The following is a 25,732-nucleotide window of genomic DNA, read 5'->3' as shown; positions in this document are numbered from 1 at the left end:
TCCCGAATTCACGTTACTTAAAAAATTATTTTTTATATCCTTCCGGATTTTGCTTTTGCCAATTCCAACTATCAGCAAGCATATCTTCAAGTTTATATTGCGGTTTCCAACCTAACTCTGCAACAGCACGTGCATTGTCTGCAAATGAAGTTGCAACATCTCCTTCACGACGTGGAGCAAATTCAAATGCAATAGCCACACCATTTACTTGTTCAAATGTGTTTTTGACTTCAAGTACAGATGAACCATTACCTGTACCAATATTCCATGCACGGCAGCCTTCTGCATCTAGGCGATTATTTAATGCACATAAATGTGCATTCGCTAAATCTACGACATGGATATAGTCACGTACACCCGTACCATCGACCGTATCATAATCTTGACCAAAAATAGACAGCTTTTCACGGCGACCTACAGCAACTTGCGTTACATAAGGCATTAGATTATTAGGAATCCCTTGCGGATCTTCACCCATACGACCACTTTTATGCGCACCCACGGGATTGAAATAACGCAATAATGCAATTGACCAACGTGCATCGGCAATCGCTAATTTTTGCAGCATTTGCTCAACAATGAGTTTAGTATACCCATAATTATTGCTTGGCATACCTGTAGGCATATTTTCATTCAGCGGTGAAATATTGGCTTCATCATACACCGTTGCAGATGAACTAAAGACTAAATGAAAGACTTCAGCACGTTGCATGGCTTGAACCAAGCTAATCGAACCCGCAATATTATTATCAAAATAAGTCAATGGAATTTGCTGACTTTCACCAACAGCTTTCAAGCCCGCAAAATGAATCACAGCATCAATTTGATGTGCTGCAAACACTTGATCTAAAGTAGAGGCATCTCGAATATCCCCCTCAACAAAAGTCAAACTTTTTGCTGTGAGCTCTTGCACACGGAGTAGCGCTTCTTCAGAACTGTTAGATAAATTATCGAGTACAACAACAGAATGACCCGCATTCAGTAGCTCTACACAAGTATGTGAACCGATGTATCCTGCACCACCTGTCACTAAAATGTTTGCCATAATAAAACTCTGTTATTTTTGAAGAAGGATTTTGATTAAACCTTGTGTTGATGCATCCAAGGCAGATAAGTCATGTTGCTGCTGATTTAAAATAGGCAATAATTGATTGGCAATTTCCTTACCTTTCTCAACCCCCCACTGATCAAAAGGATTAATATTCCATATCACAGATTGTACAAACACTTTATGTTCATATAAAGCAATTAACATCCCCAAACTGTAAGGACTTAATTCTTTCATGAGAAGTGTGGTACTCGGTTGATTCCCTGTATATTGTTTATATTTAGGTAAATCGGTCAGCTCTTTTTGATCCAGTGCTTGATTACCGAAGGCCAATAAACGTGACTGTGCTAAACAATTCGATAATGCTAAATGATGTTGTTCAATCAATGCTTCTGCATTTTGAGCATAAGTAAATTGATTGGCATTGTAACGATGAACAGGGGCAATAAAATCACAGCTCACTGAATGCGTGCCTTGATGCAATAATTGATAAAAGGCATGCTGTGCGTTTGGTCCCACTTCGCCCCATAAAATCGGACAAGTATCATATTCTACCTGTTCATTATTACGCTGAATGGATTTTCCATTCGATTCCATTTCTAATTGTTGTAAATAAGCTGCAAAGTATTTTAAACGCCCATCATAGGGCAACACAGCATGGGTCTGGATGTTTAAAAAGTTATTATTCCAAACACCGAGCATACCCATTAGCACAGGTAAATTTTTTGAAAATTCAGCATTTTGGAAATGCTCGTCGATCGCATACGCACCCGCAAGGAGTTGTTTAAAACCATCTACACCAATCGTCAATGCAATCGGTAAACCAATGCATGACCACAGCGAATAACGACCACCGACCCAATCCCACAGCAGCAACTGATTCTCAGGCGCGATTCCCCATGCCGTCATTTTTTCAGGTTTGGTCGAAACACCAATAAAGTGATTTTTTAAAACTCCTTCACACTGCCCTAAAGACTTTTCTAACCATTGGCGTACCGTTTGTGCATTCGATAATGTATCGATCGTACCAAAAGACTTGGAAGAAATAATAAATAACGTCGTTTCAGGACGTAACTGATGCAACAGTTCTGAAAGCTGACTGCCATCCATGGTTGAAACAAAATGAACATGCAGAGGCTTGGTCGTATGTACCTGATAATCAGATAGCGCATGTGTAACCATTAAAGGTCCTAAATCTGAGCCACCTACACCAATATTCACCACATCTTGGATTACTTCACCGGTTACCCCACGATATTGTCCCGCATGAATTTTTTCAACAATGCGATACATGCGCTCTAACTGTTCATGTACAGCCTGTACAATTTTACTATTTTTTTTATTTTCAGATGGTTGTCGCAAAACCCAATGCATTGCAGCACGCTGCTCTGTATAGTTAATCGGCTCTTCCGAAAATAAACGCTGAATCCATTGCGCTAATTTTTTTGATTCAGCAAATTGTATTAAATTTTTAAAAATCGCCTGATCAATGCGATGCTTACTGAAATCAAAAGTTAAATCTTGATACTGTACAGAATACTGTTCGAAACGCTGTGTTTCTTTTTCAAACAATTCATTTAAATTGATATTTTTTTGTGCTTCAGCCAATTGGCTCAGTTGTTCTCTAAGCTCTGTCACTATAGAAAATTGTTCGATATGACTCATGAGCGCCCTACTCCTTGGTATGCAAAGCCTTGTGATTTCACATAAGCGGGATCATAAATATTACGACCATCTAAAATCAAAGGATGCTGCATTTTCTGCTTGAGTTGCAGGTAATCTGGACTCCAATATTGCGCCCAAGCGGTCATTAAACACAGAGCATCTGCATGCTCAACGGCTTGGTATTGATCTTCACATAAAATCAGATCAGCACGCGTGCCATACATATTTTCAATTTCTTTCAATGCTTGCGGGTCATGTAATTTTACGATTACACCTTGTGCCCATAAAGCTTGTAGCATCGCATGAATCGGTGCATTTTGAATACTTGAGGTATTTTCTTTAAAAGAAGCGCCCCAAATGGCAACCGTTTTCCCTTTTAAATGGCTATGGTAATAATTCCATAACTTTCTGAATAAAACTTCTTTTTGTTGCTCGTTAATCGCCCAGACTTGTTCCAATAAATGACTATGAACCCCCATATCCGCCACAGTATTCGACAAGGTTAAGATATCATGCGAAAAATTCTCACCACCAAAACCTGCACCTGGGGATAAATACGTTGCACCGATGCGCGTATCAGCGGCTAAGCCTTGACGTACATTACTAATATCAATTCCTAACTTTTCAGAGACGACAGCCAAATCATTCATATAACTAATACGGGTCGCCAACATGCCCGAAATGCTGAGTTTGGTAAATTCAGCATCTAAAATCGGCATAAATAAAAATTGATGTTGCAGCTGAAAAATAGGACGGAGTAATTCAGACATCAGATTTTGAGTTTCTTCTTGCTCCACACCCACAATCACTTGTTTCAACTGCGTAAAACTCTGAATTGCATTACCTTCTTGAATGACATCAGGTAAATATGCCCAATAATCCTGAGATAAAATACTTTTTAATTTTTCAGTGCCCTGCAACCCAAAGGTTGAACCATTAATCATTAATTTAGGATGAATAAATGGTGATAAGCTAATCTTTTGAGCAATCTCAATTGCTATATGAAGTTCTGTCACTCCCAACGAAAATAAATAAACATCTTGATCCAAATTTAATTGATCCAGATCAACAATATTTAAAAAGCCAAGCTGAGCTTGGCGTTCAATCAATTGGTTGACTTGCTCATCCTGATAATTCAGTGTTTTTTGTGAATTTAAACACCACGAGACTTGATGACCAAATTCAGCCATCAAACCTGCCAGTACGCCTGCTTGTAAAGTCGTACCAAAAACACTAATTTTCATTGATCACCTAATTTTAAAATTTTATAGTACTAACTCTCGAATGAGCTGCTTAAATTCTTCACCTAATTTTGGATGTCCAATCCCATAATACAATACTGCTTTTAAGTAGCCAATTTTACAGCCACAGTCAAAGGTCTGACCTTTCATACGATATGCTTCAACTGTTGCTGTGTTTTGTAATGCAGCAATCGCATCGGTCAACTGAATCTCATCACCGGCACCTTTGGGTGTATTTTCTAAAAGCTGCATAATTTCAGCAGGTAAAACATAACGCCCCACCACTGATAAATTCGAAGGTGCGGTTCCTACGGCAGGTTTTTCCACAATCCCTCGCATCATGATACTTTCACCTTCATTCGGTGATTGAGCAACATCAACAATACCATATTGATCGACTAAATGATCAGGCACAGCTTCAACCATAATCTGTGAAGCATTGGATGCTTCAAAACGCTCAATCATTAAAGCCAAATCACTTTTTGTATCAACAGCTTTCACTAAAACATCGGGTAATAACACAGCAAAAGGTTCATTTCCAACAATATCTTTAGCACACAGTACAGCATGTCCTAAACCCAAAGGCTGAGGTTGACGCACACTCACAACACTAACATTCTTAGGCAGAATATCGGTAATTTCTTTGAGTAAATCAAATTTCTTTTTATTTTCTAGGATCGTTTCTAACTCAAAGTTACGATCAAAATAATTTTCAATGGATGCTTTAGATGAATGTGTTACAAGAATAATTTGTTCGATTCCTGCAGCAACCGCCTCTTTTACAACATATTCAATTGCAGGACGGTCTACCACTGTGACCATTTCTTTAGGAATAGACTTACTTGCAGGTAAGAAACGCGTGCCTAAACCTGCCACAGGGAGAATTGCTTTTTTGAGCATATAACCTATCTAACACTTTAAATTTATTGATGAGAATGCGGTTTAGTATTTGTTGAAGTGTTGTTACCAGAAAATCGTTCTGCACCCACTTCTTGGTCAGGTGCATTAATACCTTCTTTCTTCAGCATTACTTCAACTGTTTTAAACATAATTTTAAAATCAAGTAAAGTAGATTGTTTTTCAACATATTCTACATCTAAATCAAATTTTTCTTCCCAAGACAAATTATTACGACCGCTGACTTGAGCTAGCCCTGTCATTCCTGGTTTTACCTCATGGCGACGCATTTGATGAGGTGTATAGTGATCTAAAAATTCTTTCATTTGTGGACGAGGACCCACAATACTCATATCACCTTTCAGTACATTAATAAGCTGAGGCATTTCATCTAAACTTGTAGAACGCAATTTTTGCCCAAATGGTGTAATACGTTGGTCATCAGGTAAAGGATGACCATCTTTATCAAACGCATCCTTCATTGAACGAAATTTAATCATCTTAAATAATTGACCATCTTTACCTGGGCGTTCTTGATAAAAGAAGATCGGAGAGCCTAGATTTTTACGAACTTTATTTGCCACCAATAGAAAAATAGGTGACAAAATGATTAATGCAATCAAAGAAATAATAATATCAACTAAGCGCTTCATTCACTCTTACATCCTATAAATATAATTAGTCTTAGTTATCTAAGTTTAATTAATAATTCAATCAAAAAAATTAAAGTTGCATTTCCGTTATCATATGATCATTGACTTTAATGACATCATACTTATCAACTGCCATATTTCTAGAGTTAAGACCCATTACATTCATTAGTTCGGGATGCTCTATGAATTTTAGCATTGCTGATACCAATGCATCAACAGATTGTACGTCTACCAAAAAACCATTTATATTGTCCACAACAGTTTCTTTACAGCCTGGAGCATTTGTTGTGATCACACTACGCCCCATTGACATCGCCTCTAAAGTAGATCTTGGCACACCTTCTCTATAAGATGGTAAAACAAAAATATTACTCTGAACAATAGCACTTCTTACATCTGACAACTTACCAAGATAATTGATTACTTTAGCATTCACAACAACATCTAAATCATCTTTAGATATCGCGGTAGGATTTTCATCAAGCCCTCCAGCTAAATTAAAAATAACCTCTGGATATTGTTTTTTAATTATTTTTGCAGCCTCAAAATATTCACGAATTCCTTTATCTTTTAATAGTCGTGCAACCATTAAAAAACTAATTTCAAATTGTCCATTTTCATTTTTATTAAGAGGCGCATGGTAGTAATATTCTGTATTTACTCCAGAACCATTCACAACAACGGAAGGGATATTTGAAGTTAAAATTCCTAACTTTGTTAATAAAGCTTGATCATCTGTATTTTGAAAAAAAACTTTCGTGGTTTTCTTCAACGCTATTTTATATAAATTATTAATAATTTGGGTAATTAAACCTGATTTTTTTGCATCGGCATGATCTTGAAAGGCAAAACCTAGACCACTAATTAAAGCAAATTTTTTCGGTACTTGTGCTAAATAAGCGGCTATAGTTCCATAAATCACAGGCTTAATCGTATAGCTTAATACTATATCCGCTTGAATACTTTTCAAGATTTGATAAATATTCAGTAAAGTTGTGAAATCTGAAATTGGATTTGTTCCAGTTCGACTTAATTTAATTTCATGTAAAATAAAACCTCTATTTTCCAAAAAATCTTTATCTGCTGTAAAATTTAAAAAATCTGGCGCAAGGATATGAACTTCATACCCTTTCTTTTGAATATCCAACAATAAATCACAACGAAAATTTTTAACAGAAGTTAAATTATTTGAAACTAGAACAAATTTCATTTTTAACCTTTTAAATTCTTAACATACCACGGCATTGCTTTTTCTATACCTTCATGAATTAAATATTCAGGCTCATAGCCTAATCGTATTTTAATCTTACTAATGTCTGCCTGTGAATGCATCACATCACCTGGACGAAAATCTCTGTATACCGCTTCCTTATGATACGCAACACCATTTTTTTGTAATGTATCTTGTAACATGCTATATAACGTTTTTAAATCTGTACGTCCACCAACTGCAACATTGTAAATCTGATTCAATGAATCTTCATGAATGGCTGTTGCTGCTAAAATATTTGCCTGAACTGCATTTTCAATAAAGTTAAAATCACGACTAGTTGTACCATCACCATTAATGAAAACAGTATCATCTTGGATCATTGCACTCGTCCATTTTGGAATAACTGCTGCATACGCTCCTGTAGGCGTTTGACGTTTTCCAAAAATATTAAAGTAACGTAACCCAATACTATTAAAATCATATACTCTTTTAAAAACGCTCGCATACAATTCATTGACATATTTTGTAACAGCATACGGAGACAATGGATTTCCAATAATATCTTCTTGCTTTGGTAAACCAGGATGATCACCATATGTAGAACTACTTGCTGCATAAGTAAAACTTTTGACACCAGCATCACGGCTAGCAACTAACATATTTACAAAACCGCTAATGTTCGCCTGATTGGTTGCAATAGGATCTTGAATTGAACGTGGTACAGAACCTAAAGCTGCCTGATGTAAAACATAATCCACACCTAAACAAGCTTGTTTACAGTCATCTAAATGACAGATATCACCTTTATGAAAGGTAAAATTTTCCCATTGCTCAGGTGCAACACTCTGTTTTACTTCATCTAGGTTTTCTTGAAATCCTGTAGAAAAATTATCTAGTCCAATAACTTTTTGATTTAATAATAATAATTTTTCTAAAAGATTTGAGCCAACAAAACCCGCAACACCCGTTACAAGCCATACTTTCGGATTACTTAATAATTCTTCGCATACTTCATAATATTTTGACATTATACTTTCCTCATCTATCAACTTTTATAAACTTTTAACCACTGCGCTACCATCGCATCTAAAGAATAATGATCAACTATACGCTGTCTGTTTATTTTACCAATTTGTATGCAATATTGCTCAGGCAATTGGCATATATCTAACATTTTGCGTGACAATTCTTCAGAGTTCTTAATAGGGACAAGAAAATCTTCACTATCTATAATTTCTCTAGCCCCACCACAATCTGTAGAAATTACAATTTTTTCTGTAGACATCGCTTCCATCAAAACTGTCGGTAACCCTTCCCACTCCGATGATAAAATAAAAGTATCCGCCATATTCAATAATTGAGGAATATCATGTCGAATACCTAACAAAATAATCTGATCAGATAAATGCGTATCAACAATTAAATTTTCTATTGATGTTCTAAGTTCACCATCTCCAACAATCAACAATTTAGACTCAACATGACTTTTTTTCCTAAATAAATTAAAAGCATTGATTAAATTTGGATAGTCTTTAGCTTCATTAAAACGACCAATCGCAATAAAAACTTTTTCATTATCTGCTATTTTAAATTGTGTTCTATAGGCTATTCGATCAGCAAAATTAAAAATAAATTTTTCTGTATCAACACCATTGGTAATTGTTAATGAATTATTTTTATTAAAAATTTTATTTTTTATAAAATTTTCAGTTGCTTCATGGCTCACATTGGTATTGATATCTGACCAACGATCAGTCATTTTATAGACCAATGCCCGAATTTTTCCACCAAAAGCTTTACTATGGGCAGTACAAACTAATTTTTTAATTGGTGTCGTTATTCTTAATATTCTTGCTACAATAATTGCATGAAACATATGAGCATGAACAATATCAGGTTGATCATTTAATATAATAGTTTTAATACTTTTTAATATAGAAGAAATATTAGATAAACCATCAAAGTTCAAACTCACAATTTCTACTTGATCAGACTGTGGTTTAACTAAAACCTCACCTTTTAAACAGATAATTTTTACCTCACAACCTCGTTGCACTAAACCATCTGTAAGATTAGCCAAGACATTTTCAGCTCCACCCATTCCTAGACTTGTAATTATAAATAAAATTTTCATCTTTTAAATGTAACCCTATTGAAAAATATTATCAGCATTAAGAATATTACTAGTGATAAGTAAGAACCTATCCAACCATGGAATAAATAAAATATTGAGAAAACCCCCATCAACATTAAAGACTTATTACCTAAATATTTTTTTGCCATATAAAATGGTATCAAAAGAATGAATAAAATATATGCATAAAAAAACACAAATTTTTCTTGCAAAACAAATATCCAACCACTTAATCCAGCATTAGCAGACCATTCTTCTTGGGATGAAAAAATATTTTTAGCTACATTTAAACCTAAAGTATCCCCCACATTAATATTCAACAACTTTATTACAACATTTTGTAAAAGCCCCTCAGACCAATATGGTAATATTTTTCCACTTTGATACAACATATAAAAGAAATCAGTTTTTTGTGACAATAATGCAACATGATAAATATGTTGAAATCTTGAAAAAATATAATTTAAAGTGAGACTTAATGATTCTAAATACCCCCGATCTAAAACATTATTAATTACACCACTATATAATGAATTAGAACGAGCAATCCACTTTAACTCAAATAAAAATGGGGTTAAAAAAAGCAAACACAGAACCACACCAAAAATCATCATTAGATTTTTAACTTCAAATTTAATACTACCTTTTCGAATAAAAAATAATATAACAAAAATTAAAGGTGCACTCATCCAACCTCGAATCAAATTTGAAAAAAGGTAAAAAATATTATTTAAAATAAAAAATTTATTTGATTTAATATGAATAGATAACACTAAAAAAATTACATCCGCCGGCAAAAATATAAATAAATAATTTAATATTAAGTTTGGTTTACCACCATAAACCCCAGCTAAATTAACACCATAGTAATAATTAAAGAAACAAAATAAAACTTGCCATATTAATAAAAAAAATGCCCAACCGTCACCAATATAAAAAATCTTCTTACTATCAACATTAGACTTACTTATCAAAAAATATGACAAAAATATTGTTAAAAATACAAACAATTGAACGAAATATGCAAAAATAAGATCAGACTTATTTATAGAAAAGAAATCAAACTCAACTACAACATATTCTGAAGACAAGCCAATAATAAAGAAAACTGTGTTAACAATGAAATAAAATGCAAGCAAAAAATAAAATATATTAAACTTCATTATTAACTCCTGATGAAATTCGATTCAAAAAATAGAAAATTTATAAATTCAAGTAAACTCATCTTATAAAAATTCAAACTCTTCCCTTAGATCGAAATTTCAAAAGAGGGAAAAATAATTGAGGAACAAGTGAAACTATAATAAATATTATTTGCAATTTATTCAGCTTCGATTGCTGAAGAGAATAATTTAAATATTCTCTAAATTTACTTATATCACCATCGTAAACCGCATAATTATAAGCACAATTCAACATAGCTCTAGCATAATATTTTTTCAAAATGTTTATTTTTTCTTTATCAGTTTGAAAATGATTCAAACCTTTTTCATAGATCCGGATATTCCCTTTAGGTAATAAAGCATTAACTTTTTTACCAACATTACTCATACCTACATTAACTCTATACAAACCTAAATTTTCACCTAGATGGATAATATTACCTTTTTGTAAGTTTAAAAAATGTATATCTATATCTAAGATATCTGGATTTGAAAATAAATTATTCCATTCACTTTCTAATATATTATTTCTAAACATTTTTGATGAATGTGCAAAAAATGGCATTTTTTTAAACAAATCAAATAAAGTATATTTCCCAGCAGGATAAATCCAATTTTGAAAATCTAAAACATTACTTTCTGCATCTATATTTTTTACATCATGTGAACAAATATTACACTCTGGATGAGCCTCTAGAGCATCAAATTGTTTTTGTAATTTCCCCTCTAAGGCAATATCATCACCATCAACATGCGCAATATATTTACCTTTAGCTTGTGCATATACTTGTCTAATGTTTTCCAAAGCACCTACATTTTTTTCATGTAAAATAGGAACAATTAAATCAGGATATTTTTCATAATACTGCTGTACAATTGATCTCGTCTGATCTGTAGAACAGTCCTCACCCACAATAATTTCAAAAGCAAAGTTTGTTTGCTGATTCACTAATTTTTCAAGGCACTCTGCAAGATACTTTTCCTGATTATAAGTAACAACACATACAGAGACTTTTATTTCGTTTATCTGATTCATCATTTTAAATTTACAATTCTAGATTTAATTTTTTGGCGGATCTGTGAGGAACACATGCTTGCTACAATTAAACAAACAAAACTAATCCCTGTAATTTGTCCTAACAAGATTAGGCGATTTGACGAAAAACCAAGCATTTGAGATAAACTCAATGATACGCCACCAACCAAGAGAACAATATAAATAAATTTCTGATACCACTGTTTATTTATACCTGGTGAAATTTGAGAATGAACATAAGAAACCCAGCATACTAAATATAGACTATGTGTTAAAAACCATACCCATCCTGCACCAATTGCACCATACGTTTTCGCTGCGAAAATAATCGTTGGGACTAGTAAGAATAGTAATATGATATTACCAATCAAGTGAAATCTTAAGTTACCTTTTGCATACTGCAAATAATAAGGAAAAGCAGTCAAAGCTAACGCAGCGTTACCTAAAGCATATAAAGTTAGAATGGGTGCAGTTTTATTTGCAAGCACCATATCTCCAGTCCATGCATATAACACTTGCTTTGATAATACTGCCAGGACTATACCAGCAGTAACACAAATGACTGCAATAAACTGAGTGGCATTTAAGTATACCATTTTTAATTGATTATGATCCCCTGCTGCATAGAGGCTCGCCATTCTTGGCATAATAGCACCACTGATTGGTGAACTAATCTGCATTATTCCTCCAGCAACAAGTACAGCTAAAGTAAAATACCCATAATCTGATAGTGCTAAAATACCTGATAGCACAAACTTATCCAACTGAGTAATAAGAATCCAAATTGAAGAAGTAAAAGCGATGGTTAAGGCAAAAGCAAGAATAGGTTTTACGGGTTTCATTGACCAACCAATATTTTCTTGGTCATTTAAGACTGGTATTAAATATTTTTGTTTAATAAATAAAAAACTAAACTCTAAAAATGCAACAACCAATTGAAAAACAAAAAAATTCTTAACTGTAAATCCATAAAAATACATATAAGCAAACACGCCTAAAAAGCGTAATGTTGCTATGAATGTATTGACCAAACTTAGCCATGCAATTTGCTCAAAGCCTGAAATGACGCCTCGATATAACCCAGTCATCCATCTTAATCCTACACATATTGACATAATATGTAGACAGAATAAAACTTCTGTTAGTGGTAGTTTTTCAAGCTTTAACCAATGAGATGCAATATATTCATTTGATAAAAACAGTGTCAAAACACCAAAAGCAGCAACTCCCACAAAGATAATGCTAAGAGCCCTATATAATTGCCTGTACTTTAAAGCTGTTTCTGCACCTGAATTATACAATGCTGTTTGACGGCTAATTGTAGGTGTTAAACCAAAATCCAGTAGACCAAATAATGCTTGGATCATGGCAAAAAAGCCAACTAAACCATACGCTTCAGCCCCCATATATTTGACATATAGAGGGAGTATCAGAATGCTAATAGCAACAACATATATTTGGCTTATATAGCTCGCGAAGATGTTAATTTTGAGCTTTGACAATTTTTATACTCAAAATTAATCAATAATTTTAAGCAATTTAGCAGGATTCCCTACCATCACATGATTTTTTTCTACATCTTTGGTCAATACAGCCCCCATGCCTATCATAGCTCCCTCTTGGACTGTTAGTTTTTCCCTTAATGTCGCATTTGTGCCAATTTCAACATAATGATTTAATTCAATATTACCTGAAATTGAAGCATTAGGAGCAATCGTAACAAAATCATGAATCTTTACATCATGACCAATTGTGCTATTAATATTAACAATCGTATGCTTACCAATTTCAATATCAACAGTCAGAATAGCTCCTGCACAAATCATAGAACCTTCGGCTATAGTCACATTCTGACCAACTATAGCTCGAGGATCGATTAATGTCGCAAAAATAAATTTTTCATCCTTAAAAAAACTATCTATAATTTTTTTTCTAGCTCTTGGATTACCTATTGCTATTACAAACTCATACTCAATAAATTGCTGTGCATTTTCAATAGGGCCTAATACATCTACACCCATAATTTTAGTATTTTGCTTTTCGGGTGTACTATCCAAAAAACCGACAACTTCATGGCCACAACATTTCGCCATCCAAGCAATTTCTTTTCCAAATCCACCAGCACCAACTACTACAATTTTTTTCATTTATATATCCTTAATAATATCTACAATATAGTTACATTCATCAAATGATAAATGAGGATACATTGGTAAACAAAGTACTTGCTCAGATAGCAATTTTGCATTTGGAGTATCAGATTGAAATTGTTTATAAATTTGTAAATCGGTCATAATTGGATAAAAATATTTTCTTGCAAATACATTGCGTTCTTTTAATTTCTCAAATAATTGATCACGAGTAAGTGAATAGGATTGAGAAATTAAAATAGGGAAATATGAATAGTTATCTGCATCGGTCATAGATCTTTGAATACACGAAATCCCTTCAATATTATTCAATAACTCACGATAGTAATGATCTATTTTTTTACGTGCATCTAGAGTCTGATCTATTGTCTTTAATTGAAGTAATCCTAAAGCTGCATGAACTTCACTCAATTTACCATTTAATGAAATATCATCAATTGTAGTTTCATTCACAATACCAAAATTTCTCAAACGATCTATTCGCTGTTTCATGTCTGCACTGTGACAAACAATTGCACCACCTTCAAAAGTATTAAATACTTTTGTAGCATGGAAACTAATTACACTGACATCACCATAATTTAATAAACTTTGCCCTTGAAATTTCACACCAAAAGCATGTGCTGCATCATAAATCAGCTTTAAATTATGCTCATCTGCAATTTTTTGCAAGTTATCGACATCACATGCAATGCCATAACAATGCACTGGCATAATCGCAACAGTTTTTGTCGTAATGGCTTGCTCAACTTTTTTTACATCAATATTTGAAGTAATAGGATCAATATCGACAAAGACTGGAGTTAACTTATTCCAAACAATAGAATGTGCCGTTGCCACAAAAGTATATGGTGTTGTAATGACTTCACCTTCACTTAGATCTAATGCTTGTAAAGCTGTAATCAGCGCAATAGTCCCATTATTAAATAATGAAATATAATCCACACCCAAATAATTACATAACTCTTGTTCCAACTGTTGATGCAAAGGACCACAGTTGGTCAAAATTTTATTTTTCCAAATTTGCTCTAGATAAGGTAAAAAGTCGTCTAATGCTGGCAAAACTGGCTGAGTGACATAAATTGGATCTTTCATCAATCTTCTTCCACTAAAGAAATTAAATATTGGCCATAGTCATTTTTACTCATACTTTGACCAACTTTCAAAACCTCTTCTTTAGTTAACCAGCCATGATTAAAAGCAATTTCTTCTAAACATGCGACTTTATAACCCTGACGTTTCTCCAGAGTTTCTACAAACTGAGCCGCTTCAAGTAAACTTGCATGTGTACCTGTATCCAACCAAGCAAAACCTCGACCAAGCAACTCAACATTCAAATCACCACGCTCTAAGTACATCTGATTCACTGTAGTTATTTCTAACTCACCACGATCAGAAGGTTTTACTTTTTTAGCAATTTGAATAACATCATTATCGTAAAAATAAAGCCCTGTTACAGCATAATTTGATTTTGGAATTTTAGGTTTTTCTTCAAGAGATACGGCTCTACGTTGTTCATCAAACTCAACGACGCCAAAACGTTCAGGATCTTTGACTTGATAACCAAAAACTGTAGCCCCTTGATCTCGCGCAACAGCCTGTTTCAACATTGGTGTAAAGCCTTGACCATAGAAAATATTATCACCAAGCACTAAGCAAACATTACTATCACCAATAAACTCTTCACCAATAATGAAGGCTTGAGCTAATCCATCAGGACTTGGCTGAATTGCATATTGTAAATTGATACCAAACTGAGAACCATCACCCAATAAGCGTTCAAAACTTTCCTTATCTTCAGGTGTAGTGATAATGAGAACTTCCTGAATCCCTGCCAACATCAGCACAGAAAGAGGATAATAAATCATAGGTTTATCATAAATAGGGAGCAACTGTTTTGAAACACCCTTAGTAATAGGATACAAACGAGTCCCTGAACCACCTGCTAAAATAATACCCTTTGTATTCATTATGCATTCACTCCCAATCTTTCACGTTGGTAACTGCCATCCTGAACACGGCGACACCACTCTAAATTATTTAAATACCACTCAACTGTTTTACGAATACCCGTTTCAAATGTTTCTTCTGGCTTCCAACCTAAATCATGAGCAATTTTTGTAGCATCAATCGCATAACGCAAATCATGTCCTGGTCTATCTTTTACAAAAGTAATCAATGATTCATATGGTTGCTGATTTTTTTGTGGCTTGAGTTCATCTAAAATTTTACAGATGATTTTAACAACGTCTATATTCTGCTTTTCATTATGACCACCGATATTATAGGTTTCACCTACTTTACCCTCAGTGACCACTTTATAAAGTGCACGTGCATGATCTTCTACAAATAACCAATCACGAATTTGATCACCTTTGCCATAAATCGGTAAAGATTTGCCATCTAAAGCATTTAAAATAACCAAGGGAATCAATTTTTCAGGGAAATGATATGGCCCATAATTATTTGAACAATTCGTTACGATGGTCGGTAAACCATATGTACGATGCCAAGCGCGCACAAGATGATCTGAACTTGCTTTACTTGCTGAATATGGAGAACTTGGTGCATATGAAGTTGTTTCAGTAAATAAATCCGCTGTACCCTCTAAGTCCCCATATACTTCATCTGTAGAAATATGGTGAAATTTAAACTTCGCTTTCGCTGGTTCATCAAGCTGCATCCAATATTTTCGAGCAACCTCTAAAAGTGTATATGTTCCAACAATATTTGTAGTAATAAACTCAGCTGGACCATCAATTGAACGATCTACATGTGATTCAGCTGCTAAATGCATTACTAAATCGGGTTTAAACTCATTAAAAGCTTTTATTAAATCATTTTCATTACAGATATCAATCTGTTTAAATTGATATCTCTTACTCTCATCAACTTCTGCTAATGATTCCAAGTTACCTGCGTATGTTAATTTATCAATATTTAATACTTCATCTTGAGTATTTTGAATAATATTTCTTATAACCGCTGAGCCTATAAATCCAGCACCACCTGTGACTAATATTTTCATAAAGATTCTCAATTTTATTAAAGGCGGATATCTGACTCTGATTGATCAAGTACATATTTCAAATCATATAAAATATGTTCTTTTTTACCTAATGCACGAATTTTTTTTTGAACCCATTTCTTTGAATTGATTATGTGCAACAGCTAAAATAATGGCATCATAATTGTCTTGTTTTAAACTTTGAATCGGTTTGATGCCATACTCATGCTGTGCTTCTTCACTATCAATCCATGGATCATAAATATCAGCATTAATATGATATTCTTTTAATTCACTAATAATATCAACAATTCTTGTATTGCGAATATCTGGACAGTTCTCTTTAAAACTTAAACCCAATACCAATACTTTAGCACCTTCAACTTGGATACGCTTTTTCAACATTCCTTTTACAAGTTGAGTAACAACATAAGCTCCCATAGAGTCATTTAAACGACGCCCTGCTAAAATAATTTCAGGATGGTAACCTATAGACTGTGCCTTATGTGTTAAATAGTAAGGGTCTACACCAATACAATGCCCACCGACTAAACCAGGACGAAATGGTAAAAAATTCCACTTTGTCCCTGCAGCTTTTAATACATCTTCTGTATCAATTCCCATTTTATTAAAAATAAGTGCTAACTCATTAATTAAAGCAATATTGACATCGCGCTGTGTATTTTCAATCACTTTAGCAGCTTCTGCCACTTTAATACTTGAAGCTTTATGCGTTCCCGCTTCAATAATTAAATTATAAACGTGATCAACATAATCAGCGACTTCAGCAGTAGAACCTGATGTAATCTTAAGAATATTAGTGACTCGATGCTCTTTATCGCCCGGATTAATACGCTCAGGGCTATAACCTGCAAAAAAATCTTCGTTAAACTTTAAACCTGAAATTTTTTCTAACACAGGAATACAGACTTCCTCTGTCGCACCAGGATAAACAGTCGATTCATAAACAACGATATCGCCTTTTTTCAACACTTGACCAATAGTAGTCGAAGCCTTAACCAATGGGGTTAAATCTGGTTGTTTAAAATCATCAATTGGGGTTGGAACTGTGACAATATAAAAGTTCGCATCCTTTAAATTTTCTACATTTGCACTATAAGATAGATATTCTGCTGTTCGTAATTCTTCTGGACTAACTTCTAAAGTGTGATCTTGCCCATTTCTTAATTCATCAATACGTTTTTGATAAATATCAAAACCAATGACTGGTATTTTTTTGCCAAATTCTACTGCTAAAGGTAAACCGACATAGCCTAATCCAATGATTGCTATCTTTAGTTGTTCAATCTGAAACATGCTTTTAAAATCCTGAGACTGGTTTTGAGTCCAGTTTATTATACAAAATAGAGTTTCATTCTAAATGAAAAGCTTGTAAATATGAACTGAAATTACATGTTTTTAACCAAAACGATTCATTTTATGTATTAATTATATTTATGCTAAACAAGTCTAGTAGGAATTTAACTTGTAATAGAATACAATTCGACCCATAAGGTCACTCCAAGTTACAATTTAATACAATTAAGGGTTTTGAATGTGAAGCATGCTCGCACCTCACTTTTTTTAGCAGTTTCGTTTTTATTTACTGGTTGTGCTATGACTTCTGGTCTGCAAACTTATGATGTGCCTGAACAAGGACAATATCAAACGGATCAAGGTGCAGCTCTTAATGTTGTTCAGCTAACACAAAGCACTTTACCGAGTATTTTAAATACAACTGATATTCAATCCCAAAATTTATATGCTTTGTTCCAAAATCAAAATAAAGTCTATCGTCTCAGTCCTGGTGATGTTCTGTCGATTCAACTGTGGGCATATCCCGAAATCACCCCTCCAGTGAGTCAAATGACCAACGATACGTCTGTACTGGCAAATGGTTACCGTATTGATCAAAACGGTTATATTCAAGCACCACTGATCGGTACGTATCGTGCTGAAGGTAAAACCTTAACGCAGATTAATAAAGAAATGCGTAGCCTATTTGCCAAATATTTAAAAACGCCTGATGTCGTTGTACGTGTACTTTCCTATGAAGGAAAACGATATTTTGTCAACGGGCAAGTGATGAAAAGTGGTCAATATACTTTAAACGATCAACCTATCAGTGTTTATACAGCATTAGGTCAAGCAGGCGGGATTAATTCTCAAACAGGTGACAATACCAATATTCAACTGATCCGTCATGGTCAAACCTATAACCTAAATACCATTGCACTTGAGAAACAAGGCTTATCTTTACATAATCTACTCATTCAACCGAATGACACTTTATTTGTAAATACTAAACAAGATCAGAAACTTTATGTATTAGGTGAATCTACCCGTACGCAAGCAGTAAATTTACGTGATCAAGGGATGACTTTAAGTGATGTATTGGGTGAAAGTGGTGGGATTAATCCAAACTCAGCCAGTGCGGCACGTATTTATGTGATGCGTACAGACCTTAATACTAAAGGTTCTACAGTCTATCAATAGATTTAAGTAGCTTTGGTAATTTTGCATTAGCCAACCAATTTGCTATGCAAAAAATGATATTGTTTATGTCGATGCAACTGGATTAACCCGTTGGCAACGTGTTATTAATCAAATCATTCCATTCTCAAATGCTTTATATAATATTGATCGGTTAGGGCAATAATGCAAATCCAAAATATTCTTGTCGTATGTGTGGGTAATATTTGTAGAAGTCCAATGGCTGAGTATTTTTTGAAAAATGCTCATCCTCAATTACATATAGAATCTGCTGGACTTTCAGCGATGGTCGGACACACCGCTGATGATAAAGCCATCGCATGTATGGACAACAAAAACATTGATATGCGTGGGCATGTTGCCAAACAGATCAATGCTCAACTGATTAAGAAGTCTGATCTTATCTTGGTCATGAGTCACAAGCAGCAAAAACATATTGAGCAAACTTGGCCTTTTGCAAAAGGCAAAGTGTTTTTGCTTGGACATTGGCAAAATATCAATGTGCCTGACCCCTATAAACATGATCAAGCATTTTTTATAGAGACATGCGATAATATTCAACGTTATGTCACTGATTGGCAATCACATCTTTAAATTTTAATTAGTTGCAGTCATATGAACCAAAATTCAAAAACGAATGATGATACCATCGACTTAAAAGAGTTATTTTTTTCCTTAATTGCGCAGTGGAAAGTGATTGCCCTTTGTGTAATTCTGAGCCTAATTTGTGCTTTATTATACCTGCGTGTCACGCCTAATACCTATTCTACCGATGCCCTAGTACAAGTTGAAGAAAGTAAAGGGGCAGGTGCCGCTGCACTTTTAGGTGATTTATCGTCTGTTGTTGAGCAAAAATCTCCCGCTCAAGCTGAAATTGAAATCTTAAAATCTCGTATGGTTTTAGGAACTGTGATTCAGGATTTAAATCTCAATATCCAAATTCAAGATGATGAAGATGGTAAACTCCACCGTTTATTCAATAAAGATGAAATCCTTTTAGATTATCGTAAAGATGGTGTTTTTTATCAAAAGAATCAATCCAGCTTTTTAATTAAAAAATTCAATGTGCCTGCTTTTTATCAAAATAAAGCACTCAGCTTAGATTTAACGACACCGAATCAATTTAAACTGATTGATGTAGAGAAAGAACAAGTTATTTTTACAGGAAAGCTAAATCAACTGAATCAAAATATTGATCGTTATGGTTCATGGTACATTGAGATTGAGAGCAAAGCACCCTTTAAGCAAACTTTCACCATTGTTAAACAATCCTTACCTGCTGCTGTCACATCTTTAAATGCTGATTATTCTGTAGCAGAAAAAGGCAAACTTACAGGTGTCATTGGGCTTAGTTACCAAGGTCAAGACAAACAACATATTACTGAAGTTTTAAATAATATTTTACATGTATATCATTCCCAAAATATTGAGCGTAAAACTTTAGAGTCGAAACAAACTTTAAAATTTTTAGATAAACAACTACCTGAGCTCAAACAACAGCTTGAAGAGTCTGAAATTAAGTTCAATAAATTCCGTGAACAATACAATACAATTGATGTTACGCAAGAATCTGAGTTAATGCTCAAACAAAATGTCGAACTCGAAAAAACACGAATTGAATTAAAGCAGAAACAAGCTGAACTTTCTGCAAAATACACGGCTAGTCATCCATTAATGGCTGAAATCAATGCTCAATTGGCAACCATTGATAAAAAAGCTGGCGAACTCAATCAAGCGTTAAAACGTTTACCTGAAACACAACGTCTGTATTTGCAATTGTATCGTGATGTGAAAGTCAACAGCGAACTATATACTTCTTTACTCAATAACTACCAACAATTAAAGATTGCTGAAGCTGGTGAAATTGGTAATGTGCGTATTATTGATACTGCGGCTGAACCGATTGAGCCAATTGCACCACGTAAAATCATTATTCTCATTCTCTCTATTTTTGTGGGTGGTTTTGTTGGCGTATTGATTGCGTTATTACGTAATCTCATGCATACAGGCATTAAAGACTCAGCGCAAATTGAAAATGAGTTAGATCTTCCTGTTTATGCGACGGTTCCACGTTCTCCTGTACAAGAAAGTCGTATTCAAATTCTCAAGAAGAAAAAATCGATTCCTATTCTTGCAGTAAAAAACAGTGATGATATTGCCATTGAAAGTTTACGTAGTATTCGTACCACGATTCACTTTTCTCTAGCAAATGCCAAAAATAATATTATTGCGGTATCCGGTCCTGCACCAGAAGTGGGTAAATCATTTATTTCAACTAACTTGGCGACTATTTTTGCACAGAGTAATAAACGCGTCTTGTTAATTGATGCCGATATTCGTCGTGGGTATTTACATAAATATTTTTCTCGTGAGACTTCCCCTGGTTTGACTGAACTTTTAAACAATCAAAGTTCACTAGAACAAACCATTTTTAAAACCCAAGTGCCAAATTTAGATTTTATTGCGCGTGGTAAAAACCAGAGCAATCCATCTGAAATGTTAGCTTCAAGTCAATTTAAAACATTACTTGAACAACTGTCTCAACAATATGATCATATCATTTTGGATACACCACCTGTATTGGCGGTGACTGATGGTATTATCATTTCACAATATGCAGGTGTGAACTTAGTTGTCGCTCGTTATGCTAAAACTCAAATGAAAGAGCTTGAAATAACGCTTACACGTTTTGAACAAGCGGGTAGTAAAGTCAACGGTATTATCTTAAATGATATTAACCGTGCATCAGGTGGTAGCAGCTACGGCTATAACTATGCTTATAGCTATACCTCACATAAAGATGATTAAGTTAATTGAATGTCGAAAAATCCAGATCTATGATCTGGATTTTTTTGGGAAATCCCTGTATATTTTTCGTTGATTTCATTGAATAAGTATATCGTTTCAGAGTAAGACGTTATATGCTTTGAGAGTTCAAGCTATCATTTAAAATATTTAGCTTTTTGCACGATAAAAATTTTAGGAAAGACCATGAGTAAAGCCTTACCCATCGCTGTTGCTGTATTATTAGGCGGTGCTGCACTTGTTCCTGTTTACTATGCAACACAACATCCTGTGGATGTAAATGCAAGTTCTATCTCCAAATCAGCAAAACCTGTAGAAAAAATCAGCTATGCTTTAGGCTATGAAGTTGCCAGCCAAACGCCACCTGAAGTTGATGTAGATACATTTATTACAGGGATCCGTGATGCACATGCGAAAAAAGAACGCATCTTCACTGATGAAGAATTACAAGCTGCGTATATTGAATTCCAAAAAGAAATGCAGACGAAACAAATCGCTGACTCAAAAGAAGCAGTATCTAAAAGTGATAATTTCTTAGCGGAAAATGCGAAAAAAGAAGGGATTAAAACCACTGCTTCTGGTCTACAATACAAAATCACTAAACAAGGTGATGGTAAAGCACCCTCTGCCAATTCTGTTGTTACTGTCCACTACAAGGGTCAACTTCTTGATGGTAAAGTCTTTGACAGTTCATATGATCGTAATAAACCTACTGAATTCCCACTAAATCAAGTGATTCCAGGTTGGGCTGAAGGTTTACAATTAATGAAAGAAGGTGGAAAAGCGACCTTATATATTCCATCTAAATTGGCTTATGGTGAACAAGGTTTCCCTGGTGCTATTCCTCCAAACAGTACCTTAATTTTTGATGTTGAATTAATTAAAGTAAAATAAAAATAAGGAGAGCATCTGCTCTCCTTTTTGGATGTATATGATGAAGAAAATAATTTTAGGGTTAAGCATTTTAATGGCAGTAAGTCATAGTCACGCTGCAACTGTTAATAATAAAAGCCCACAAAAAGATCAATTTAGCTATAGCTATGGTTATGCTATGGGTAAAACGTATGCCGATATTTTAAAAGATATTCATCCAGAGGCTTTTTTACAAGGCTTACAGCAAGGTGCGCTTGGACAAAAAACCAGTTTAACCGATGAAGAAATGGCGAAGGCTTTAGCACAGTATAAACAACAAAGTGAAGCCAAACAGCTCATAGCATTTCAACAAACAGCACAAGAAAATGGCAAACTTGGTGAAGCTTTTTTAGCTGAAAATGCAAAAAAATCAGGCATTATGACCACAAAATCAGGTTTGCAATATCAAATTGTACAAACAGGTCAAGGAAAAAAACCGACTGTGACATCCAAAGTATCCGTTAATTATGAAGGACGTTTACTCGATGGTACGGTTTTTGATAGCTCAATTGCACGTGGGCAACCTGTTGATTTTCAAGTCAGCCAAGTCATTTCGGGCTGGACGGAAGGTTTACAACTGATGCAAGAAGGTTCGAAATATCGCTTCTTTATTCCTGCAAAATTAGCATATGGGGATATGGGGGCAGGCGATAGCATAGGCCCGAACAGTACCCTGATTTTTGATGTTGAATTATTAAAAATTTTACCTTAATTTTTTATTTATATTTTGAGAGCTTTTTAGCTCTCTTTTTATTCAAAGGTCAAACATGCTTAACAAAACCATAATTTTTTCAACACTTATATTATCTCAATCAGCTGTTTTTGCTGCATCTGCACTTGATAAAATCAGCTACGCACTTGGTTATGAAGTGGCCTCTCAATCTCCTCAGGAAGTGGCGATTGAACCATTTATTCAAGGCGTTCGTGATCAAAAAGCACAGAAAGCCAACGCATATACTGAAGAAGAATTACAAACAGCATATCATGAGTTTCAAAAAACATTAACAACCCAACATCTGCAAGAAGCGACAAATAATAGCGCGAAAGAATCTCTGTTTTTAAAGGAAAATGCCAAAAAACAAGGGGTAATCACCACGGCTTCAGGTTTACAATATAAGATCCTTTACCAAGGGACAGGTAAAAAACCCACGCCAGCGTCTATAGTAACCACACATTACAAAGGTCAACTTTTAGATGGAACAGTGTTTGATAGCTCTTATGCGCGTGGTAAGGCAATTGAATTTCCATTAAATCAAGTGATAGAGGGTTGGACTGAAGGTCTACAATTGTTAAATACTGGCAGTAAAGCAACGCTGTATATCCCCGCAAAACTTGCATACGGTCAAGATGGTGTACCAGGAACGATTCCACCTAACAGTACATTGATTTTTGATATCGAATTACTCAAAGTAAAATAATTAACCATAAAAAAACCTATAACTTAGGGATTAAGTTATAGGTTTAATTCTAAATTTAACAAATTAAATCAATGTTTTAAATGACGTGGTCTAAATCCGCTTGCCACTAAACCAATCGCATAGGCCAACACACCGACGACACACAATCCAACTACTTCAAATATACGAATCCACTGCGCAGCACTACCATCATACCAAGTTAATGCATACCACAGCACAGCAATCATGCTGATATTAGCAATGAAAAATTGTACAAATAATTTTTTCCAATGTGCACCAAAACGGAAAATATTGCGTTTATGCAAATAGAAATACAGCATACCTGCATTCACCAATGCAGAACCTGAAGATGCAATGGCAAGTGCCATATGCTCAGCATGCCAATCAATCAGTTTAAAAATACCAATAAAGATCACGTTTAAAATTGCATTCGCTGCAACGGCCATTAAACCAACACGTACAGGCGTCTTTGTATCTTGAATCGCATAAAAACCAGGTGCAAAGACTTTAATCAACATAAATGCCAATACCCCTGCACTCATACATTGCAACGCCATAGCCGTCATTTGTGTATCACGTACATCAAAAGCACCATGTTGGAAAAGCGCTTGAATAATCGGCGTAGACAGCATAAACAGTGCAATACTTGCAGGTACACCCACTAAAACAATGACACGGGCTGCCCAATCTAGCATTTTTCTAAATTTTTCTTGGTCTTGTTCAGCTTTACTCATCGACAAAGACGGTAAAATGACAGTACCGATCGCGACACCAATTAAACCTAATGGTAGCTCTGTCATGCGCTCGGCACTGTATAACCAAGACACTGAACCATCCTGCATAAAAGATGCCCAAATGGTATTGAGTAATAAATTAATTTGCGTGACCGAAACACCAAACAAAGCAGGCAACATTAATTTTAAAATGCGTTCCACACCTTCATGTTTAAAATCAACTTTTGGTGGAATCAATAATTTTTTACGCCACAATTCAGGAATTTGAATGGCAAGTTGTAAAATGCCTGCTGCAACCACAGCCCAACCCAGTGCCATGATGGGTTCAGCCATATGTGGAGCAAGCCACCATGCCCCTGCGATCATTGCAACATTTAACAGTACAGGTGAAAATGCAGGTGATGCAAATGAACCGTAACTATTTAAAATACTGCTGGCAAATGCTGTCAGTGACATAAACATCAAATATGGAATCGTTAAACGAAACATATCAACAGCTAAGTCAAATTTAGCAGGATCATCATGGAAACCAGGTGCATAAATATACAAAATCACAGGTGCCGCAATCATAGAAAATAGCGTCAATAATGACATAACCGTTAATAAACAACCAAAAACACGGCTAATTAAAATCTGTACTTCGGCATGTAGTTTTGTAGTTTTATATTCAGTTAAAACAGGAATAAAGGCTTGTGAAAAAGCTCCTTCAGCGAATAATCGCCGAAAAAAATTGGGGATGCGAAATGCAACAACAAAGGTATCAAAATCCTTACCTGCACCAAAAACATTTAACAACACCATATCTCGTACGAGTCCTAAGACCCGAGACAACATGGTCATAGAACTGACAATAAAGGTGGATCGCCACAGCGCCATTGCATTTACCTAGTTAAAATAAAGTCGTTATTGTAAAGAAACTCAAAACAAATATCGTTGTAAAATCTTGACATCCTCCCCGACCTAAAGGACGGGGATTCCTCCTGCGAGACGCTCATGTCCGAGCGCAAGAATATTCAGTGCGGCATTTATATCCCGATCCCATGAGCTACCACACTCACAACACTGCCATTCTCTTATTCCTAAGCCTGCTCTACCTTTCGGACTACTGAAGCGTGAGCCACAGCACGAACACGTTTGGGTGGTATACGCTTCATTGACTTCCT

General features: G+C 34.7%; 22 protein-coding genes and 2 pseudogenes. 6 read left to right on the top strand and 18 right to left on the bottom strand.

Annotated features, from left to right (window positions below; genetic code table 11):
- Positions 1 to 25 precede the first annotated feature (25 nt).
- The 16 genes and pseudogenes from galE to tviB all read right to left on the bottom strand — a co-directional run bounded on the left by galE (position 26) and on the right by tviB (position 17,524).
- Positions 26 to 1,045: a UDP-glucose 4-epimerase GalE gene (gene galE / locus AVJ19_RS16130; protein ID WP_111860668.1), complete on the bottom strand. Its 1,020-nt coding sequence runs from the start codon at positions 1,043 to 1,045 to the stop codon at positions 26 to 28.
- Positions 1,046 to 1,057: 12 nt separating this feature from the next.
- Positions 1,058 to 2,713 carry a glucose-6-phosphate isomerase gene (pgi, locus tag AVJ19_RS16125; protein ID WP_111860667.1) on the bottom strand — a complete coding sequence of 552 codons (1,656 nt, stop codon included), beginning with the start codon at positions 2,711 to 2,713 and terminating at the stop codon, positions 1,058 to 1,060.
- Complete coding sequence (locus AVJ19_RS16120) at positions 2,710 to 3,957, bottom strand: nucleotide sugar dehydrogenase (protein WP_111860666.1); 1,248 nt, start codon at positions 3,955 to 3,957, stop codon at positions 2,710 to 2,712. Before AVJ19_RS16120 ends, pgi begins: the two co-directional genes overlap by 4 nt.
- Before the next feature lie 21 nt (positions 3,958 to 3,978).
- On the bottom strand, positions 3,979 to 4,854 hold the full coding sequence (gene galU, locus AVJ19_RS16115) for a UTP--glucose-1-phosphate uridylyltransferase GalU (protein ID WP_111860665.1): 876 nt from the start codon (positions 4,852 to 4,854) through the stop codon (positions 3,979 to 3,981).
- Positions 4,855 to 4,877: 23 nt separating this feature from the next.
- Positions 4,878 to 5,504 carry a sugar transferase gene (locus AVJ19_RS16110; protein WP_111860664.1) on the bottom strand — a complete coding sequence of 209 codons (627 nt, stop codon included), beginning with the start codon at positions 5,502 to 5,504 and terminating at the stop codon, positions 4,878 to 4,880.
- A 70-nt stretch (positions 5,505 to 5,574) separates the two neighbouring features.
- On the bottom strand, positions 5,575 to 6,714 hold the full coding sequence (locus AVJ19_RS16105) for a glycosyltransferase family 4 protein (RefSeq protein WP_111860663.1): 1,140 nt from the start codon (positions 6,712 to 6,714) through the stop codon (positions 5,575 to 5,577).
- Positions 6,715 to 6,716: 2 nt separating this feature from the next.
- Positions 6,717 to 7,745, bottom strand: a complete 1,029-nt coding sequence (locus AVJ19_RS16100; protein WP_111860662.1) for an NAD-dependent epimerase/dehydratase family protein — start codon at positions 7,743 to 7,745, stop codon at positions 6,717 to 6,719.
- A 17-nt stretch (positions 7,746 to 7,762) separates the two neighbouring features.
- On the bottom strand, positions 7,763 to 8,851 hold the full coding sequence (locus AVJ19_RS16095; RefSeq protein WP_111860661.1) for a glycosyltransferase: 1,089 nt from the start codon (positions 8,849 to 8,851) through the stop codon (positions 7,763 to 7,765).
- On the bottom strand, positions 8,848 to 10,014 hold the full coding sequence (gene wzy, locus AVJ19_RS16090; RefSeq protein ID WP_111860660.1) for an oligosaccharide repeat unit polymerase: 1,167 nt from the start codon (positions 10,012 to 10,014) through the stop codon (positions 8,848 to 8,850). The genes AVJ19_RS16095 and wzy overlap by 4 nt, the downstream gene beginning before the upstream one ends.
- Positions 10,015 to 10,087: 73 nt before the next feature.
- Positions 10,088 to 11,053, bottom strand: coding sequence for a glycosyltransferase family 2 protein (locus tag AVJ19_RS16085; RefSeq protein ID WP_213067242.1), 966 nt, complete (start codon positions 11,051 to 11,053; stop codon positions 10,088 to 10,090).
- Complete coding sequence (locus tag AVJ19_RS16080) at positions 11,050 to 12,552, bottom strand: oligosaccharide flippase family protein (RefSeq protein ID WP_111860659.1); 1,503 nt, start codon at positions 12,550 to 12,552, stop codon at positions 11,050 to 11,052. Before AVJ19_RS16080 ends, AVJ19_RS16085 begins: the two co-directional genes overlap by 4 nt.
- Before the next feature lie 15 nt (positions 12,553 to 12,567).
- Entirely contained in the window at positions 12,568 to 13,197 is a 630-nt protein-coding gene (locus AVJ19_RS16075; RefSeq protein WP_111860658.1) for an acetyltransferase, read from the bottom strand.
- The gene (locus AVJ19_RS16070; RefSeq protein WP_171334231.1) at positions 13,198 to 14,295 is read right to left on the bottom strand and encodes a DegT/DnrJ/EryC1/StrS family aminotransferase; all 1,098 of its coding nucleotides are present in this window, start codon (positions 14,293 to 14,295) and stop codon (positions 13,198 to 13,200) included.
- Entirely contained in the window at positions 14,295 to 15,170 is an 876-nt protein-coding gene (gene rfbA / locus AVJ19_RS16065) for a glucose-1-phosphate thymidylyltransferase RfbA (protein WP_111860656.1), read from the bottom strand. Before rfbA ends, AVJ19_RS16070 begins: the two co-directional genes overlap by 1 nt.
- Positions 15,170 to 16,228 carry a dTDP-glucose 4,6-dehydratase gene (gene rfbB, locus AVJ19_RS16060; RefSeq protein ID WP_111860655.1) on the bottom strand — a complete coding sequence of 353 codons (1,059 nt, stop codon included), beginning with the start codon at positions 16,226 to 16,228 and terminating at the stop codon, positions 15,170 to 15,172. Before rfbB ends, rfbA begins: the two co-directional genes overlap by 1 nt.
- 17 nt (positions 16,229 to 16,245) lie before the next feature.
- Positions 16,246 to 17,524: pseudogene (tviB, locus tag AVJ19_RS16055) on the bottom strand (Vi polysaccharide biosynthesis UDP-N-acetylglucosamine C-6 dehydrogenase TviB).
- A gap of 240 nt (positions 17,525 to 17,764) precedes the next feature.
- Between tviB and AVJ19_RS16050 the strand changes: the two are divergent.
- From AVJ19_RS16050 to AVJ19_RS16025, 6 genes and pseudogenes are all read left to right on the top strand, one after another.
- Positions 17,765 to 18,866, top strand: a pseudogene (locus tag AVJ19_RS16050) (polysaccharide biosynthesis/export family protein).
- Positions 18,866 to 19,294: a low molecular weight protein-tyrosine-phosphatase gene (locus AVJ19_RS16045; RefSeq protein WP_111860654.1), complete on the top strand. Its 429-nt coding sequence runs from the start codon at positions 18,866 to 18,868 to the stop codon at positions 19,292 to 19,294. Before AVJ19_RS16050 ends, AVJ19_RS16045 begins: the two are co-directional and overlap by 1 nt.
- 21 nt (positions 19,295 to 19,315) lie before the next feature.
- Positions 19,316 to 21,508, top strand: coding sequence for a polysaccharide biosynthesis tyrosine autokinase (locus AVJ19_RS16040; protein WP_111860653.1), 2,193 nt, complete (start codon positions 19,316 to 19,318; stop codon positions 21,506 to 21,508).
- 183 nt (positions 21,509 to 21,691) lie between these two features.
- On the top strand, positions 21,692 to 22,399 hold the full coding sequence (locus AVJ19_RS16035; RefSeq protein ID WP_111860652.1) for an FKBP-type peptidyl-prolyl cis-trans isomerase: 708 nt from the start codon (positions 21,692 to 21,694) through the stop codon (positions 22,397 to 22,399).
- A gap of 40 nt (positions 22,400 to 22,439) precedes the next feature.
- Positions 22,440 to 23,129, top strand: coding sequence for an FKBP-type peptidyl-prolyl cis-trans isomerase (locus AVJ19_RS16030; RefSeq protein ID WP_111860651.1), 690 nt, complete (start codon positions 22,440 to 22,442; stop codon positions 23,127 to 23,129).
- A gap of 55 nt (positions 23,130 to 23,184) precedes the next feature.
- Positions 23,185 to 23,835 carry an FKBP-type peptidyl-prolyl cis-trans isomerase gene (locus AVJ19_RS16025; protein ID WP_111860650.1) on the top strand — a complete coding sequence of 217 codons (651 nt, stop codon included), beginning with the start codon at positions 23,185 to 23,187 and terminating at the stop codon, positions 23,833 to 23,835.
- Between the two features lie 68 nt (positions 23,836 to 23,903).
- Here AVJ19_RS16025 and murJ read toward each other — a convergent pair whose 3' ends face one another.
- Together murJ and AVJ19_RS16015 are read right to left on the bottom strand one after the other, a co-directional pair.
- Entirely contained in the window at positions 23,904 to 25,445 is a 1,542-nt protein-coding gene (gene murJ / locus AVJ19_RS16020; protein ID WP_111860649.1) for a murein biosynthesis integral membrane protein MurJ, read from the bottom strand.
- Positions 25,446 to 25,529: 84 nt separating this feature from the next.
- The coding region (locus AVJ19_RS16015; RefSeq protein WP_162626633.1) for a zinc ribbon domain-containing protein at positions 25,530 to 25,732 on the bottom strand (203 nt) is incomplete at its 5' end.

This window comes from Acinetobacter sp. CFCC 10889 (genome assembly GCF_003268395.1).
Taxonomy (GTDB): domain Bacteria; phylum Pseudomonadota; class Gammaproteobacteria; order Pseudomonadales; family Moraxellaceae; genus Acinetobacter.
This window is presented reverse-complemented; position numbering and strand designations above follow the sequence as displayed.